We start from the raw sequence: 16,556 nt of genomic DNA, 5'->3' as shown, positions 1-16,556 counted from the left end.
TTACTAAATTGGAGAACGGTAATTACTAAACCGAGAAATGGTAANCGGTAATTACTAAACCGAGAAATGGTAATTACTAAATTGGAGAACGGTAATTACTAAACCGAGAAATGGTAATTACTAAATTGGAGAACGGTAATTACCATTCCGAAGAACGATAAAAAGCACCTAAGCTTTCGTTTGAAAGCTTAGGTGCTTTTTCAGATAAGTAATGACCGAAAGTATTACTTCTTATTCAATTGCTCTTGGAGAGTCTTCACTGCTGCACGCAGCTGTTGATCGTCATCGACAAGGTATTGTTCCGGTGTATTATAAACCAAAACATCCGGTTCGAGCTGTACGTTTTCCAGCGGTTTGCCATCCAAATCGGAGCATGTTACCTGCGGAATACCGAAGACCAAAGTAGGATCTATCTGGCTTTCCCACCATACGGCAGTCATGGTTCCCGGTACGGGCGCACCGATCAGCTTACCCAATCCGAGCGTCTTATAGACATAAGGGAAGCCGTGAGCGTTGGAGTAGTTGCCCTCGCTCATGAGTACGGCAGACGGCTTGGTCCACTGAGCGAAAGGATCGGAGCCGATATATGTGCCACGAGGCGTGAATCGGGAATAAACCTTTCCGCTCAAAAGGATAGCCAAATCTTCATGCAGCCAGCCGCCACCATTGAAGCGGGTGTCCACGATAACGGCATCGCAATGACGATATTTACCCAAAAGCTCCTTGTACATCTTGCGGAACGACGGGCTGTTCATCCCCTGAATATGGATGTAAGCGATGCGTCCATCGGACCATTTATTGACCATTTCGGCACGCTTCTCTACCCAGCGTCTGTATAGAAGTCCGTTCTCTGCCGATTGTGAGATGAGACGGACGTACTCTTCCGTTACCTTTCCGCTCTTTGTATCCTCGATGGTGAGAAGTACGTGCTTTCCGACTTTGACCTTTCCGCTACTTGGATTCTTGATGGTAAGAAGTACGCGCTTTCCGACTTTGCCGTTGAAGTAGTGCTCTATCGGAACATTGCGTAGGATCTTTTCGCCATCTATGCTTTCGATGATAGCTCCGGGCTTGGCATTGCTTGCTGCATTCTTGAGAGGACTGCCCGGCATTACCTCTGCAATCTTGAGCCCGTCGCCTGTATAAGATTCGTCATAGAACAGACCAAGACTTGCCGTAATCTGTGCAGAGACGGGAGCTCCGTATCTTGCACCGGTGTGAGAAGCATTGAGCTCGCCAAGAATTTCGGACATCAGCTCGGCAAAGTCGTAGTTGTTGTTGATGTAAGGCAAGAACTTTCCATAGTTCGCAGAGTACATTGCCCAATCCACGCCATGAAGATTGACGTCGTAGAACTTATCCTGTACCTGCTGTACCATGTGGCGGTAAATATACTCACGCTCCTGTGTCTTACGAAGTTCGTATGGCGCAGAGAATGTTACAGGAGTCTGCTTGGTTCCGTCGATCTTCTTGATACCGGAAGAAGTAGCCACAAAGAGAGTGGTACCATTCTTACCCATGAACAGAGAACCGGATCCGATGTTGGGGATAAGTACTTTGGTAGAACCTTCGACAAGATTGATTTCGTACAGATTGAACGCATTGTCTACAAGACCAATATAGTAAAGGATTTCTCCCTTTGGCTCTATAACATAATCTGTCTGCATTCCGGACGTTCTGGTAAGACGAACAGTGAGATAATCTCTGTCTTCAAGCTGGAATACCAAAGGCTTTTCGGTCTTCTTCTCTTTATCGTCTTTCTTGGCTTTGGACTTTTTGTTCTTATCCGCACTCTTTTCGTCTTCTTTCTTCTTATCGACATCAGAAATCTCTGTCTTTGCCAATTCGCGCTCTTCTTTAGAACGGATAAACTGATCGTACGCTTCTCTATCCAAGAACATCAAATAGATGTCTCGCTCTGCTCCCCAGCTACCATGGCTTCTATAACCGGATCTGTCCGAAGAGAAAAGAACCGCTTTACCTCCAAGTACAAATCGTCCTCTGATATCAGAGTAACCACTCTCAGTAAGGTTGTGTACCGTTCCACTACCATCTGCTTTGAAGATAGCAACGTCTTTATTGTTCCAACCACCAACGCCGATATAGTTCGTTATAATCCACTTGGAATCCGGACTCCACTCAAACCACTGATCACCGTCCGAATAGGAATAGTCGAACACTTTGTCCTTTATCAATCGCTCTTTATTTGTGGCAAGATTAAGCACCACAATAGCAGAACGATCTCTCAAAAACGCAATCTCTTTTCCATCCGGACTGAACTTTGGATCAAAAGAGGGATACGGACTATCTGTCAACTGAGTCTCTTTCAACTCCCTGGCATAAGTAAAGCTCTTGTCATCTTTACGGACCAGTTCTGTCATGAAAAGATCCCACTTGCCGTTGCGTTCGGAAGCATAAACAATCTTTCTGCCATCGGGACTGAATGTAATGTTTCTTTCTTGTTGAGGAGTATTGGTGATACGCTTTGTGGTTTTGTAGTCTACAGATGTTACGTAAACCTCTCCACGAACAACCATTGCGATCTCTTTATTATCCGGAGAAAGTGCCATACTGCTGAGACCGGATGAGAGATTAAAATGCTGCACTTCCGGAGTTGTATAGTCCGCTACGATCTCAATATCAACCTTTCGAGGCTGCCCACCCACAGGCATATAATAGAGTTCGCCATTCCAGGAGAAAGAGAGATTGCCCAAGCGGTCTGCAGACATATAGCGCACAGGATGATGCTTAAACGTGGTAAGCTGAACATCCTTTCCTCCGGCGAGTGCACGCTTGTAGATATTGAGTGTTCCATCCTGCTCGGATGTATAGTAGAAAGCATCTTCATTTGCCACCCACTGTGCATTACGGTCTTCTCCCGCAAAAGATGTGATCTTCTTATACCCTCCGTCTTTGCTGTAAAGCCAAATATCTCTCGTTACAGATGAGGTGTGATGCTTGCGGAATGGATCTTCATACCCTTTTCTATCTGTATAGAGGATTTTTCCATCTCTGATAGATGGTTCTTCCATAGTAATGGCACTGAACATCTTGGCTCTACCTCCTGTAACAGGAATAGTATAAAGCTGAGAAAAGACTCCCGTTGGGAACAGTCCGACCTCTTTTGCAGGACGGATATTGGCACGATAAATAACGTTATGATTGCCGTCAAAAGCAACAGGAATTTCCGAAGAAGAGTTAAACGTAAGGCGTTTGGCCTGTCCTCCTTGCGAAGTAGTAAGATAGACATTCATCGCGCCCTCACGATCCGAAGCAAATGCAAGGTTCTTGCTGTCCGGAGACCATACCGGAGCTGTATCGTAAGAGGGATTGGAGGTAATCTGTGTGGCGCGTCCTCCGGAAACAGGGACAGTGAAAATATCCCCCTTGTAAGTAAATGCAATGGTCCGACCATCGGGAGAAAGTGCCGTTTGACGCACCCACATCGGAGCCTCTTGAGCAGAAGCAAAAGCACTCAAGCCTAAACCGGCGAGTAGAGATAATGCAATCTTTCTTTTCATAAGAGTGTTATTGTTAAAGTATAAGTATGTGTTAATGCCTTGTTTAGAACAGGGCAACAAAAAAGTCTACAATCTGCTGCCAAACCAGATAACGCACAAGTTTTCCGGCAAGCATAAACAGCGCAACGCTCCAAACATTGGCACGAAGAAGACCAAGAGCTATTGCAAAAAAGTCTCCCACTCCGGGTAGAAATGCCCAAAAGCCCATCCAACTGCCTCGACCTTGAAGCCATGTAGTTATCTTCTCCAGACGTTGCGGATTTACTCGAAGATACTTAATAATCCACTCCTTCTTCCCTTGCGCTCCAAGCCAATAGCAACTCATACCTCCAAGCCAATTACCCAGGGTTGCAGCAACAATGCACATCCAATAGTCCGAACCGGCAAGCAATACTCCGGAGAGTACCACCTCGCTCGAAAAGGGCAGGATAGTAGCTGCAAGAAATGCAGCAATGAATACTCCCAAGTATCCGTATTCTATGAGAAAGTCCATGTTGTATTCAATAAATTTTGTACGCTCGAATAAAGCAAAAAGAGATATGGCAGCAGTATCAAACTGCGTAAGATCACACCCTTCGCTTGGGTCAGACAATATCCCGAAAGTATAGAGATATAGAAGGCACAGCAAAGGTATAGAGATGCCCCCTCAGGCTCATAAAGGAGATGAGCGATATAGAGAAGGATAACCAAACGAATGTGTATATCAATGGTAAACCGCTGTCTCTCCAAAGATCTTGGCAGCATTCCGGTTGTTTGCACCACTATCATAATGATAAGCGCAATCAGAGGAAGCTCCCTCAAGAGAAACTGTTGAGAAAATATCCGGTAGGATTGGAGATTCTTCACTAAATCGCCCGGTAAAAGAAGGTAATGAACTACACTATCCTTTAGAACCTCTATACCGGAGAAGATATATATAATCAGAGCAGAACACCAAAATATGGAGAAGATCCCCAAAATAAGTGCCCCTATCTGTTTTTTATGCAGAAGTTCCAATCGCCTAAGTACCCTAAAAATAATAGGAAGCAGGATAAAGAAGACCGGATGGATATGAGCAAGCAGGGCAATGAAGATTCCCGTGTCAAACATCGCAACTACTCTCTGCTTGCGGCCATAACTATTCAGACCTATCTCTACAAAGAAGAGTAGAAGATATGTACTCAATAAAGAGAGAGTCCAGACCGAAATATCCCTAAAAACAGCACCGGCAAGGAGTGTAAACAACAGAGGAACGACAAATGCCTGAGAGCGTCCTCCGTAGTATATCAGTCCGTGCCGGCGCACAAAAAACAGGGTCAAAACAAACACAATACCAAGCACCCACGGAGTAAGAAACTCGTAAGTAGAAAAGCAAAAACGAATCTGTTCTAAAGCTTTTTGTGCCGGTAAAGCGATGTTTGTTATGTCCAAGGTATCAAATCTTTTCCTATATCGGATCTATTATACTTGTCTGTAAAAGAGATTAACGATGTGGCTCGATAGCTCTTATCCAATGCCTTCTGAAGCGTAGGGGCTATGCCGGTACATGCCAACACTCGTCCTCCTGAAGATAGAAGTTTACCGTCTGCTCCTTTAGTACCGGCATGGAAGACAACCACTCCGTCTCCATTTTCTGCCGACTCTATTCCGGCAATCTCGTATCCTGTTTTATATTCTTCCGGATACCCCCCGCTGGTCATGACAACAGTGGTGGCATACTCCGCAATCTCTTCCAATGATCCGGAAGACAACGTTTGGTCTTTCAGTTTGATAAGATGTGGCAGAAGATCTTCTCCAATTCTCGGCATTACCACTTCCGTTTCGGGATCTCCCATTCTGCAGTTGTACTCTATCACATAAGGGTCTTTCCCCTCACAGATCATCAAGCCGATAAAAACAAAGCCCTTATAGTCCAACCCCTCTCGGTTGAGTCCCTCTATGGTAGGGCATACCACCTGTTCCTCTATACGCTTTTTGAGTTCCGAAGAGAGGAATGGAACGGGAGACACAGCACCCATCCCTCCGGTATTGAGGCCTTTATCTCCATCGCCGATACGCTTGTAATCTTTGGCATAAGGCAGCAACATATAGCCTTTGCCATCGGTCAAGACAAAGCAGGAACACTCTATACCGGAAAGATACTGCTCTATCACAACCTTATTTCCGGCGTTCCCAAACTTTCCGGTAAGCATCTCCCGAAGTTCTTTAAGAGCTTCTTCTAAGGAAGATAAGATCAATACCCCTTTACCGGCAGCCAGTCCATCTGCTTTTAGTACATAGGGAGCAGAAAGAGATGCTAAAAATGCTTCTCCCTGCGCTATGTTTTCAGAAGTTACGGTAAGATACTTTGCCGTTGGGATTCCATATTTCTGCATGAACTCTTTTGCAAAATCTTTGCTCCCTTCAAGCATTGCACCTTTAGCGGATGGTCCTACGATATGAAGCCCTTCAAGCTCTTTTTTCCCCTTGAGAAAGTCAACCAGACCATCCACAAGAGGTTGCTCTGGACCTATGACCACAACATCAATATCCTTCTCTTGTATAGCAGAGCAGATGGCATTAAAGTCGGAAAGCTTTATGCCCAACTTCTCTATACCGTTTCTTTCCGTTCCATTTCCGGGAGCAAGGTAGAGATGATCTGCCAAAGAGCTTTGTCTCAGCTTCCATGCAAGAGCATCTTCTCTTCCTCCACTACCGAGAACAAGTATGTTATGCTTTGTTTTTGCCTGACTCATTTCCGTATATTTTTAAGATGATCGTCAAAATATCTGGAGATCGTAAAGTACAAGTGTACTCTTTGAGAACCTCGAACATTGTGTTCATGTCCCGGATAGACCATGTAGTCCGGATATGTTCCGGCATCTACTGCTGCTCGTACAAATTGTATGCTGTGTTGCCAAACCACGGTAGGATCAAGGTCTCCATGTATAAGGAGTAGCCTGCCTTTAAGATCGCCGGCTCTTTTAAGAAGATTGTTGGCATTGTATCCTTCCGGATTGCTTTGAGGTGTATCCATATAACGCTCCCCATACATCACTTCGTACATAGACCAATCCATGACCGGTCCACCGGCAACACCCACCTTAAAGATATCCGAGTGTGTCAGCATAAGATTTGTAGTCATAAACCCTCCATAGCTCCAGCCGTGTACTCCAATCCTATCCGGATCGACGAAAGGAAGAGAAAGAAGATACTCCACACCTTTCATCTGATCTGCCATCTCTACTTCTCCAAGTCGTCTGAACGTAACGTTTTCAAACTCCAATCCTCTATTGGCTGAACCTCTACTATCCACCGTAAATACAACATATCCATTTTGTGCCATGAATATATCCCATCCACGATTCAGGCTATTCCATGAATTTGTTACAAGTTGGGCGTGAGGACCTCCATATACATAAACAATTGTAGGAAGCTTCTCCCCTGGTTTGATGTCTTTAGGATAAGTGATCTTATAGTGAAGGTCATACTTCCCCGAAGCATCTTTTATGATACCTCTTTCTACATTGGGCAAGCGAAAATCTGCGATAGGGTTCTCACTCTTGAAGAATGTCTCTTTTTTCCACTTGTTACCTTTGAGTGTATAAATATCTTCCTGACCGGGAATAGTTTGAGAAGAGAATCGGTCGAAGATTGCCGTAAGTCCCGGATTGAATAGAGCAGTATGATATGCAGGAACGGAAGTGATCAGCTCCATCTTTCCACTCGGGATGGCTACACGAGCAACTTGTCTTTCCGTCGGATTATTGATATTGCAGGTAAAGTAGGCATACTTATGATCTGCGGACAATCCGTGAAAATCGGTAATCTCCCACTCTCCTTTAGTAAGTTGTTTGCTCTTAGCTCCATTCTTGGTAAACAGGATAAGATGCTTAAATCCGTTGTTTCGGGAAAGTCTAAGAAAGCTGTCCTGTTTCTTGCTATTCAGAGGGATAATAGGATCTGAAGGCTCTATATACTTTGGATGAGTCTCCTGAAGGATTTCTCTCACCTTTTCTCCAGTACGGACATCATACATCACCAAAGAGCAGTGGTTCTGTTCCCTGTTCACCTCATCTATATAAAGGTATCTGTCATCCGGGCTCCAGGCAAGATTGGTAAAATATCTGTCCTCCGGTGCACCGGTCTTTAAGTAGATGGTCTTTTGGCTTTCAAGGTCATATATTCCTACCGTAACATGATGGCTTGCCATCCCTGCCATGGGATACTTTATGGGAGTATGTTCCGATATTCTTGCTGCCGTATTTACCAACGGATAGTCTGTAACCATACTCTGATCCATTCTGTAAAAAGCAAGAAGACGTCCGTCGTGAGACCAGAACATACCATCATTTATTCCGAACTCGTTACGATGAGGCACCTCACCATAGACCACTTCTCGCGATCCATCCGGGGTGATCTCTTGTGGTTCGGCATCGGGGTGGATGATATACACTTTATGGTTGGCACTCTGAGATATTGCGCCCTTCTCTGTTGAGTGATAGAGCTTATCCCCTCCCGGCACACTCTTGTACTTTGCCAGTATCTGTTTCCCGTCATTGGAGATATGATAAACGAAAGAGGGGTGATATGCTATGAGATAAGAGCCTTTTGCCCCTGGGGAGATGGCATACGGCATCTCCTCTTCCCCAGTCAAAGATTTCCAGCTGTCGGGGGTCAGGAATGGTCGATGTTTGCTCACATCAGAAAGTGGAGCAGCTACCCATATACTATCTTTCTCGTAGATAAAATGAGTATTGGTAAGCAGGGGACGTGCTGTACTTTCCGGCACTATCGTGTGAGACTCTTTTCCTCCCGGAATAAGTTGATCCAACGTAAACGTTTTCATCTGTGCTGTGGCTTTTCCGCCTAAAAGCAGTATCAAAAGTAGAGATACGCTCAGGGTCTTTTTCATCTTCTCTTAAAATGTTTGGATATATGACTTGTCTGTTATTCTTTCTCTTCCTGTATATGTTTTCGGCGAGGACGGAAGCGCACTTCGTTCTCTCTCTTGGGTGCTCTGCGTCTCTCGTCATCGAAATGAGCTATCCTACGAGGTCTGAACTCTCTGCGAAACTCTTCTATCTCTCTTTCGGAGCGAGACAGTTCCGGTTCTTCTCTCTTCTTCTCTGTTTTGGCAGCAAAAGTACGAGGCTTAAATGCTCTCTTCTCTCCCTCTTCCCGCTTCTTGAAATCGCCTTTTCTTCTTCCGCTTTTCTCACCATCTCCGGAAGACTTTCCTCTTGAAACGGAATAGCCTCTGGTTTTGAACTCCGACTCCTTAGAAGATTTTCGAGATGGTTTTTCGGGAGACTTTTCCAAAAACTCGCTTCTCTTTCCCGAAAATGTCTCATAGCCTCTCAGCTCGCACTCCAAAGAACCGTTGAAAAGCACCTCTTTGAAAAATGGTTTAAGACCGATCTTCCACAACCCCTCCTTGGATGAAGAGATAACCCACGCACGATACCCTGTAAAGATATGCTTGAGTTTAGAGCCGAGTACACTGTATGTCTGTTCGAGATCTTCCGGACGAAGCCGCTCTCCATACGGAGGGTTTGTCATAAGCATCGGCGGCTCTTCTCCCGGAGATACAGCCGGAACCTGCTCCGGTAAGACGTCAGATATATCGGATACAACAAAAGAAATATCCTTCAAAACACCTGCATATTCTGCATTTTTCTTGGCTGCAACTATCGCCTTTGGGGATATATCCATCCCCACAACGGGATGATCGAATGGTTTTTCTTCCCATTCGTCCAGGATGGAACTCAACAGCTCTTGATCGAAATCTTTCCATCTCTCGAAAGCAAAAGAGGGGCGGAAGATACCGGGAGGTATCCCCTTGGCCATAAGAAGTGCTTCTATAAGGATGGTACCGCTACCGCACATCGGATCCACAAAGGCACTCTTGCCTTCCCAACCGGCAAGAAGCAGCATCCCGGCAGCCAAAACCTCCGATATGGGAGCATCTGTCTGAACTTTCCTATACCCTCGGATATGAAGGCTTTCACCACTGGAATCGAGAGCGAGTGTTACGGTTGTATGCGAGATATGGAGATGGAATAAAATATCAGGGTTACTCACCGAAACATTGGGTCTGCGTCCCTGCAGATCCGAGAAGTAGTCGGCAATGGCATCTTTCGTTCTGTAAGCAACAAACTTACTGTGTGTAAAGTGATCCGAATAGACCACGCTGTCCACCGCGAAGGTGGATTTGGGATCCAGATAGTTGTCCCAAGCGACATGTTCATTGAGATAGTCGTAAACCTCATCCGCATTTGTCGCCTCAAATGTGGCAATCGGGACAAGGACTCTCAATGCTGTACGAAGATGAATATTGGCTTTGTACAGCAGCCTTTTATCTCCCTTAAAATAGACCACGCGTCTACCTTTTTCTATCTCTTCGGCTCCAAGTTCCTGCAACTCTTTGCAGAGTACTTCTTCCAGACCGTGCAAGGTCTTTGCCATCATCCTGAATTGTTCTCTTTCTTCTATCTCCATCTATCTATTTCTATTAAGCAGGCTATCGTTCCGATAGTTTGACAACAGTTGTATAAAATCACAGAAATCCTCCTCTAAGCCAGACAAACAAAAGCCCCCATCTTGACGCCGATATATTTGGCGAGGGATATGTACTTCTCCATTATCTCTGCCGGCACATCTGGAGTACGCGAAAGGATCATCGCTTCCGCTGCGGTGCGTCCTATTATAAGAGCCACGCTGTAAGCTTCATCTACCGCAACAACATTGTATCCACGATAAAACGGTCCACAAAAAGAGACTCTGAGTGCACCGCGAGAGGAAGAACCGCGAAAGAGCACATGCCCTACCGAGCGATGCCAACGCTCTTTGCCCACCTCGCAGTAGCTCTTCAAAACTTGCATGGAGCCATCCGGAAGGATAGAGAAGTCGTAGCTCAGGTTTTCTTTACAAGAGGAAACCCACTGGGGTGTACCTGCCACCACAAGCCACGAGCCGACAAACTTTTCCGGCTCGAAAGAGTCTATCGGATACGCTCTTGCCGGTTTTACTCTACCCCACTCCCTGTATGCCATATAGCCCAATGCTCCAACGGCAAGAGTTATGGCTGCTTTAGTTCTTGTTTTCATGGACTAAGACTCTATTATTTACCTCTAAAGGTAGTCATTATTCTATACTTACACTTGTACGGATAGGATCATCGTAGAGCTCTTGCAGGCGTTTAAGCTCCTGCTTAAGCTCTTGTGTTACCGCTTCGTAGCCGGGATCACCATAGAGGTTGTTCATTTCGGAAGGATCGGTCTTAAGATCGTACAGCTCCCAGGCATCTATATCCTTGTAGAACCGGATCAGCTTGTACCGCTCCGTACGAACACCGAAGTGGCGACGAACAGCATGCTCTCCGGGGAACTCATAGAAGTGATAGTACAACGATTTCCGCCAATCTTTGGGGGCTTTCTTGCTTGAAAGCAACGGCATCAGCGATACTCCCTGTATATCTTCAGGTATCTCCACTCCGGCAATATCCAGCATCGTTGGGGCAAAGTCTATGTTCTGTACCAACTCAGATATCTCTCCTCTCTTACCATATCCCTTCGGAAGTCTTACCAATAGAGGGGTAGAGAAAGACTCTTCGTACATGAATCGTTTATCGAACCAGCCATGCTCACCCATGTAGAACCCTTGATCCGATGTGTAGATCACGACTGTATTTTCAAGCAGTCCGCTCTGTTCCAGATAGTCCAGCACTCTACCCACGTTGTCGTCCAGGGACTTCACCGTCTTGGCATAGTCTCTCATGTAGCGTTGGTACTTCCACTCCGCAAGCTCTTTTCCTTGAAGATTGGCAGAAGAAAACTGTTGGAGAATCGGGGTGTAATGTTTGTCCCACACCTCTCTCTGTTCCGGTGTCATTCTCTTCATGATTCCCGGATACCAGCCACTAAGTCTCGATGGCTTTCCCTCCCTGTACATCTTAAGGTCATAAGCCAAGTCCATATCCTTATCGCTCGCAATACTCATCTCTTGCTTTGCTGCAGCTGCTCTTCCTTCGTAGTTATCGTAGAAGTTGGCAGGCAATTCAAAAACCTTATCCTCGTATAGAGCAAGATCGGCAGTATCTGCCATCCAATTTCTGTGTACGGCTTTGTGATGCAGGAAGAGACAGAACGGCTTACTCTTATCGCGCTTGCTATCAAGCCACTCCAATCCCAAGTCGGTTGTAACTGTGGTTACGTACCCCTCATATTTGGTCTTTCCGGCAGCAGTGATGAAGTCCGGATTGTAATAGTCTCCTTGTCCCGGCAATATCTCCCAGTGGTCGAAGTGACGAGGCTGGCTATCCAAGTGCCACTTACCGATCATCGCCGTCTGGTATCCTGCCTTTTGCAAAAGTTCCTGCACCGTCTGCTGATTGCCGTCAAAAGTGGTATGGTTATCCTTCTTACCATTCTTATGGCTGTGCTTCCCGGTAAGAAGACATGCTCGACTCGGTCCGGAAATAGAGTTTGCCACGTAAGCATTGGAAAATAAGACCCCTTGCTCCGCTATCCTATCCAGATTGGGCGTACTGATATGACGCCCATCATAACAGCTCATCATCTGTCTGGTATGATCATCGGTCATGATATACACAATGTTCAGAGGCTTTTTCGATTCTCCCTTCCCCTCTGCAAACAGCTTTGCCGGAGCCACCATCGCAACTCCCGAAAGAGGCAGCAACACCACTTTATAGATACTCTTCATCTACGGATCCTTTGAAAAACATTAAACTTATACCACAAAGATAACCTTAATCGCCCTAATGGTAATACATCTGATACCGGAACAAAAAAATTTTCTGTATACAAATGTAAGAGAATGAGTCTGAAAGGAAGAAAGCAGAGACCTCCTTCTTTCTTCTTTTAGATATACTGACAACTTATTCTAAACCTATTTGCAACCAAGACTTAACACGTTCAAAAGCGAAAATCAAGGTTTGACTTCTGCAAATCAAAGTGCGAATTGGAGCAATCGTGGCTTGACATCCACAAATCAAGATTCGGTTTGTAGATTTATACCGCTTTAGCACAACTTTTGACCCTGTTTATAAACACTTTTAAGAGTTTATATTCGGAAAAAACAGGTGCAATTCGGCTTCGTTTATAAGAGTTCATATCGTAAATTAGACTATCTTTAGGTGTCGTAGAAAGAGGTAAAACTTCCTCTCACAATACAGAGCAAAGACACTTTTCCTAATGAATGAAAGCACGATAGAGAAGCTGAAAACGCTTGCAGAAGCTGCAAAGTATGATGTATCCTGTGCATCCAGCGGTTCTTCTCGCAAGAATACAAAGGGCGGAATAGGTAACGCTTCGGGGTGGGGTATTTGTCACAGCTTCACTCCGGACGGACGTTGCATCTCTCTATTCAAAGTATTGCTGACCAATCACTGCATATACGACTGTGCCTACTGCTCCAACAGAAGAAGCAATGACGTGCAGCGAGCCATGTTCACGCCCGAAGAGCTGGCAGAGCTGACTATTGAGTTTTACCGCAGAAACTATATCGAAGGGCTCTTCCTAAGCTCCGGAGTGATACGCAATCCGGACTATACGATGGAGCAGATGCTGCGGACTGTGAAGCTACTAAGAGAGGTGTACGGATTCAACGGCTACATTCACATGAAGAGCATACCGGGAGCGAGCCGGGAATTGGTAGCGAAAGCAGGAACGTATGTGGATCGGATGAGTGTAAATCTGGAGATCCCGTCCGAAGAGAACCTGAAAATCCTCGCCCCGGAAAAGGATTATGCCGGGGTGTTCGGACCTATGCGTTTTATCCAACAAGGAATGTTGGAAAGTGTCGAAGAGAGAAAGAAGTTTCGCTCTGCACCGAAGTTTGTTCCTGCCGGGCAGAGTACACAGATGATTATAGGTGCCACTCCGGACAGCGACAAGCAGATACTGACCCTCGCATCCGCCCTCTACAAACGTCCTTCATTCAAACGGGTTTATTACTCCGGCTATATCCCGGTCAATACGAATGACAGCCGTCTTCCGGCTCTGCTCTCTCCGCCACTGGTACGAGAGAACAGACTCTATCAGGCAGACTGGTTGATGAGGTTCTATAACTTCAGTGCGGATGAGATTGTGAACGACCGGCATCCGGACTTGGACTTGGATATAGATCCGAAGATGAGCTGGGCGCTTCGGCATCCGGAGTACTTTCCGGTGGACTTGAATACGGCTTCTTATGAATTGATACTGAGGATACCGGGAATAGGAGTGAAGTCCGCAAAGCTGATTATCGCTTCAAGAAGATTCGGGACACTCTACTCTTTTCAGCTGAAACGAATGGGAGTGGTGATGAAAAGAGCACAATACTTTATCGTTTGCCGAGATCTCCCGATGCGCACCATCAACGAACTTTCTCCCGAATACGTTCGCAAGCAGGTCGCAGAGAAAAAAGAGAAGCAGGCATTGGCTGCAGCAATGCAGATTCCTATAAACTTCGGAGAGTGATAACAGCCTGAAAACAGACAGAAGAAGGATGGCGATATTTCTTTACGACAAAACACTCGACGGGTTGCTCTCCTGCATCTTTTTCTCCTATGAGCAGAAGATTGTACCGGAAGCCATCCTTTCGCAAGACGCACAAAGGTCTTTTCTCATAGACGAGGTGTACATCATAAATGCAGACACAAAAAAAGCCGGACGTGTATGGTCCGGCTTGGAAAAGAAGATCTCCAAAATTGCTCAAAACATGCTTCTCTTGGTGTGGTTGTCGGAGCTGCCTGAAGTGGAAATGCTTTTATTCAAATACATCTGTAAGATGATAGATTTCCCGAAAGGCTATGAAATGAACTTCGGAGACGAAGACGTAATACGGGTAAAAGAGATTGCAAGAAAGGTTGCAGGAGAATCGAGAAAATTCATCCAGTTCGTCCGATTTCAACGAACGGCAGACAACATCTATTTTGCCCCCATAGCTCCCCGTTTCAATATACTCTCTCTTATCGTTTCTCACTTTGAGGCAAGATATGCAGACCAGCAGTGGATCATATATGACACGAACAGAAACTCCGGCATCTACTACGACAAAGCAACAACGCGCTATATCTCATTCTCCGAGAAAGATCTTACTGCTCTCAAAAGCGGAATAATAGAAGAAGAAAAGCTGTCCGATGAGGAGATTTTATTCCAAAAAATGTGGAAAGAATATTTCCAAAGCATCACGGTAAAAGAGCGCATCAATCTCAAACTTCAACGCCAAAATATGCCGAAACGATACTGGAAGTATCTGACGGAGATGCAGTAAAGGCTACAAAATCTGCCTCTTCAAGGATATTGAATAGGGAAGTATCGGCTATTTGCTTTTACTTCCTCATTTAACTTATTTAGTTAGGTATTATCTTTGGCTCAACTGCACAATTGGATGTTCCGATAACCCCAACAACACTATTCCATACCCATCTGGATCTTAAAACCAGACCTCCAATAGTCGCACCCACTCGTTAAAGAATGGAGCTTTGTTCAGAGGTATTTGATTTGCACTTAATCGTTCTACTGCCTCTGTATTGCTTACGATAATAAGTGTCAGTTGTGGATTTTTCTTCTTTATCTCAGATAGAGATATATTCTTAGTATTCAAATTAACTATCAAGGGTCTCTGTCCAAAACTTTCATACTAAAGGTATTATCACCTTTTCTTTGTCACAAGCTTATAGGTAAATAAAACCAATGGATCGGATAGGTCCCAACTCTTTAATTCTTCAAGTAGTAAATCTTGATGCTTTTTTCCTATATCTCTCAAAGCATTTCCTACAGATTTTCTCAGGTATTTGCTTGGATGAGCCTTATGTTTGCTGATAAGTTCGATAGCTAATAATGGTCTATCCTTGAAGAAAGGGCGGCTTGTCCATATTCTCAATCCCTCTGTTACAGCTCGAATAATATTAGGATTTCCTGCATTCATCCACTCTTCAATAAGGGGTAGAGATGCTTCATAACCTCTTTTTCTACATATCTCATCAAAAGCTTTTGCAAGCATCTCTTGGACTCGCCAGTTCGTATCCATACTGACTATGTCTTTCAGATACAGAAGAGCTGCCTTATTGCTCACGGCTAAATGCCCTAAGATAACAGTAGCCAACATTCGAACTTGATAGCTATCTTTCTTAAATAGATCAAGAGCTATATCGAAACAACGCTCATCTCCATACAGCAATATGATTTCTTCTGCTCCTTCATTCACATGTTTGAAGCCGTGTTCTATCTGTACTATTCTATTCAAAATAGTATCAATCTCTCTACTATTAGCATCCTTACTCATTACCATAATCGTCACAATCAATCCCTTAAAAGTACAACAAAGGCTTTATTATCGCAAAAACAATTTTTTCTTTAATGATAAATCCCTCTTTCTCGTATCATAAGGACGACATGTTAAGTGAAGTAATTATTTCAATTGGGAAGGAAACAAATTTATTCAATACCGATAAAGCTGAGCCGAAAAGATTTTTTCTTATAGTTGAAGCACACCGAAGAAGATAGAAACTGAAACAGCAAACCTATAAAAACAAAGGAGAGAAACAATCCCCGTCATACGGTTCATACCTCTCTCCTTCTAGCTAAGTGGCGACTACCTACTTCTCCTATTTGTGTATTCCAGAAGTATGGAAAAAGAAAAAGGGATTAAAGAGAATGGAGAATATACGCCCCATACTCAAGAACAACCAATATGGAAAGAGAAAAAGGATTGAGGAAGAGGAAAAGTAGCTATTCCATCTCTATTTTCATACAGGGAAGGATAAGAAGAAAGAGGATTAAAGAGGAGAAAGAAGGAAGCTCGTATGTATCTTAATGCAGAGGAGGAACGGAGTGAAAAAGATTAAGGAGAAGATCGCAAGGAGCTCCATTGGTATTTTCATACGGAGTGGGGAAAAAGCAATAAGGATTGAGGAGGAGAAAAGAAAGAAGAAGCAAACCGGCAAACCTATAAAAACAAAGGAGAGAGCCACGTTCCTGTTACGGTTCATGTCTCTCTCCTTCTCTCTAAGTGGCGGCTACCTACTCTCCCATTTGCATAGTACCATCGGCGTGATCGGGCTTAACTGCT

At 44.7% G+C, this 16,556-nt stretch carries 12 protein-coding genes; 3 read left to right on the top strand and 9 right to left on the bottom strand.

The window, feature by feature from the left end:
- Positions 1–224: 224 nt before the first annotated feature.
- The 8 genes from HQ39_RS07880 to HQ39_RS07845 all read right to left on the bottom strand — a co-directional run bounded on the left by HQ39_RS07880 (position 225) and on the right by HQ39_RS07845 (position 12,203).
- Complete coding sequence (locus tag HQ39_RS07880) at positions 225–3,521, bottom strand: S41 family peptidase (protein ID WP_036865266.1); 3,297 nt, start codon at positions 3,519–3,521, stop codon at positions 225–227.
- Between the two features lie 43 nt (positions 3,522–3,564).
- Positions 3,565–4,014 (bottom strand): YqaA family protein, encoded by a 450-nt coding sequence (locus HQ39_RS07875; RefSeq protein WP_036788366.1) that lies wholly within the window; start codon positions 4,012–4,014, stop codon positions 3,565–3,567.
- Positions 3,999–4,931: a hypothetical protein gene (locus tag HQ39_RS07870; protein ID WP_036865264.1), complete on the bottom strand. Its 933-nt coding sequence runs from the start codon at positions 4,929–4,931 to the stop codon at positions 3,999–4,001. Before HQ39_RS07870 ends, HQ39_RS07875 begins: the two co-directional genes overlap by 16 nt.
- Complete coding sequence (gene purD, locus HQ39_RS07865) at positions 4,922–6,235, bottom strand: phosphoribosylamine--glycine ligase (protein ID WP_036865263.1); 1,314 nt, start codon at positions 6,233–6,235, stop codon at positions 4,922–4,924. The genes HQ39_RS07870 and purD overlap by 10 nt, the downstream gene beginning before the upstream one ends.
- Positions 6,232–8,394 carry a S9 family peptidase gene (locus tag HQ39_RS07860; protein ID WP_036865262.1) on the bottom strand — a complete coding sequence of 721 codons (2,163 nt, stop codon included), beginning with the start codon at positions 8,392–8,394 and terminating at the stop codon, positions 6,232–6,234. Before HQ39_RS07860 ends, purD begins: the two co-directional genes overlap by 4 nt.
- Positions 8,395–8,429: 35 nt before the next feature.
- Positions 8,430–9,980, bottom strand: a complete 1,551-nt coding sequence (locus tag HQ39_RS07855; protein WP_036865260.1) for a class I SAM-dependent RNA methyltransferase — start codon at positions 9,978–9,980, stop codon at positions 8,430–8,432.
- Positions 9,981–10,054: 74 nt separating this feature from the next.
- On the bottom strand, positions 10,055–10,588 hold the full coding sequence (locus HQ39_RS09295; protein ID WP_052079545.1) for a lipocalin family protein: 534 nt from the start codon (positions 10,586–10,588) through the stop codon (positions 10,055–10,057).
- A 37-nt stretch (positions 10,589–10,625) separates the two neighbouring features.
- Positions 10,626–12,203 carry a sulfatase gene (locus tag HQ39_RS07845; RefSeq protein ID WP_036865258.1) on the bottom strand — a complete coding sequence of 526 codons (1,578 nt, stop codon included), beginning with the start codon at positions 12,201–12,203 and terminating at the stop codon, positions 10,626–10,628.
- Positions 12,204–12,694: 491 nt separating this feature from the next.
- Between HQ39_RS07845 and HQ39_RS07840 the strand changes: the two genes are divergently transcribed.
- Entirely contained in the window at positions 12,695–13,960 is a 1,266-nt protein-coding gene (locus HQ39_RS07840; RefSeq protein ID WP_036865256.1) for a putative DNA modification/repair radical SAM protein, read from the top strand.
- 28 nt (positions 13,961–13,988) lie between these two features.
- Positions 13,989–14,756, top strand: a complete 768-nt coding sequence (locus HQ39_RS07835; protein ID WP_036865255.1) for a TIGR03915 family putative DNA repair protein — start codon at positions 13,989–13,991, stop codon at positions 14,754–14,756.
- A gap of 381 nt (positions 14,757–15,137) precedes the next feature.
- Here HQ39_RS07835 and HQ39_RS07830 read toward each other — a convergent pair whose 3' ends face one another.
- Positions 15,138–15,776, bottom strand: a complete 639-nt coding sequence (locus HQ39_RS07830; protein ID WP_235317655.1) for a DNA alkylation repair protein — start codon at positions 15,774–15,776, stop codon at positions 15,138–15,140.
- A 542-nt stretch (positions 15,777–16,318) separates the two neighbouring features.
- On the opposite strand from HQ39_RS07830, the gene HQ39_RS07825 reads away from it, so the two are divergent.
- Positions 16,319–16,556: hypothetical protein (locus tag HQ39_RS07825; RefSeq protein ID WP_152565541.1), on the top strand; the 238-nt coding region annotated here is incomplete at its 3' end.

The organism is Porphyromonas sp. COT-108 OH2963 (assembly GCF_000768895.1).
Taxonomy (GTDB): domain Bacteria; phylum Bacteroidota; class Bacteroidia; order Bacteroidales; family Porphyromonadaceae; genus Porphyromonas_A; species Porphyromonas_A canoris.
This window is presented reverse-complemented; position numbering and strand designations above follow the sequence as displayed.

Coding starts and splice junctions, on each gene's coding strand:
- HQ39_RS07880 (WP_036865266.1), bottom strand. CDS start 3,521: ATGAAAAGAAAGATTGCATTATCTCTACTCGCCGGTTTAGGCTTGAGT.
- HQ39_RS07875 (WP_036788366.1), bottom strand. CDS start 4,014: ATGGACTTTCTCATAGAATACGGATACTTGGGAGTATTCATTGCTGCA.
- purD (WP_036865263.1), bottom strand. CDS start 6,235: ATGAGTCAGGCAAAAACAAAGCATAACATACTTGTTCTCGGTAGTGGA.
- HQ39_RS07860 (WP_036865262.1), bottom strand. CDS start 8,394: ATGAAAAAGACCCTGAGCGTATCTCTACTTTTGATACTGCTTTTAGGC.
- HQ39_RS07855 (WP_036865260.1), bottom strand. CDS start 9,980: ATGGAGATAGAAGAAAGAGAACAATTCAGGATGATGGCAAAGACCTTG.
- HQ39_RS09295 (WP_052079545.1), bottom strand. CDS start 10,588: ATGAAAACAAGAACTAAAGCAGCCATAACTCTTGCCGTTGGAGCATTG.
- HQ39_RS07845 (WP_036865258.1), bottom strand. CDS start 12,203: ATGAAGAGTATCTATAAAGTGGTGTTGCTGCCTCTTTCGGGAGTTGCG.
- HQ39_RS07840 (WP_036865256.1), top strand. CDS start 12,695: ATGAATGAAAGCACGATAGAGAAGCTGAAAACGCTTGCAGAAGCTGCA.
- HQ39_RS07835 (WP_036865255.1), top strand. CDS start 13,989: ATGGCGATATTTCTTTACGACAAAACACTCGACGGGTTGCTCTCCTGC.
- HQ39_RS07830 (WP_235317655.1), bottom strand. CDS start 15,776: ATGGTAATGAGTAAGGATGCTAATAGTAGAGAGATTGATACTATTTTG.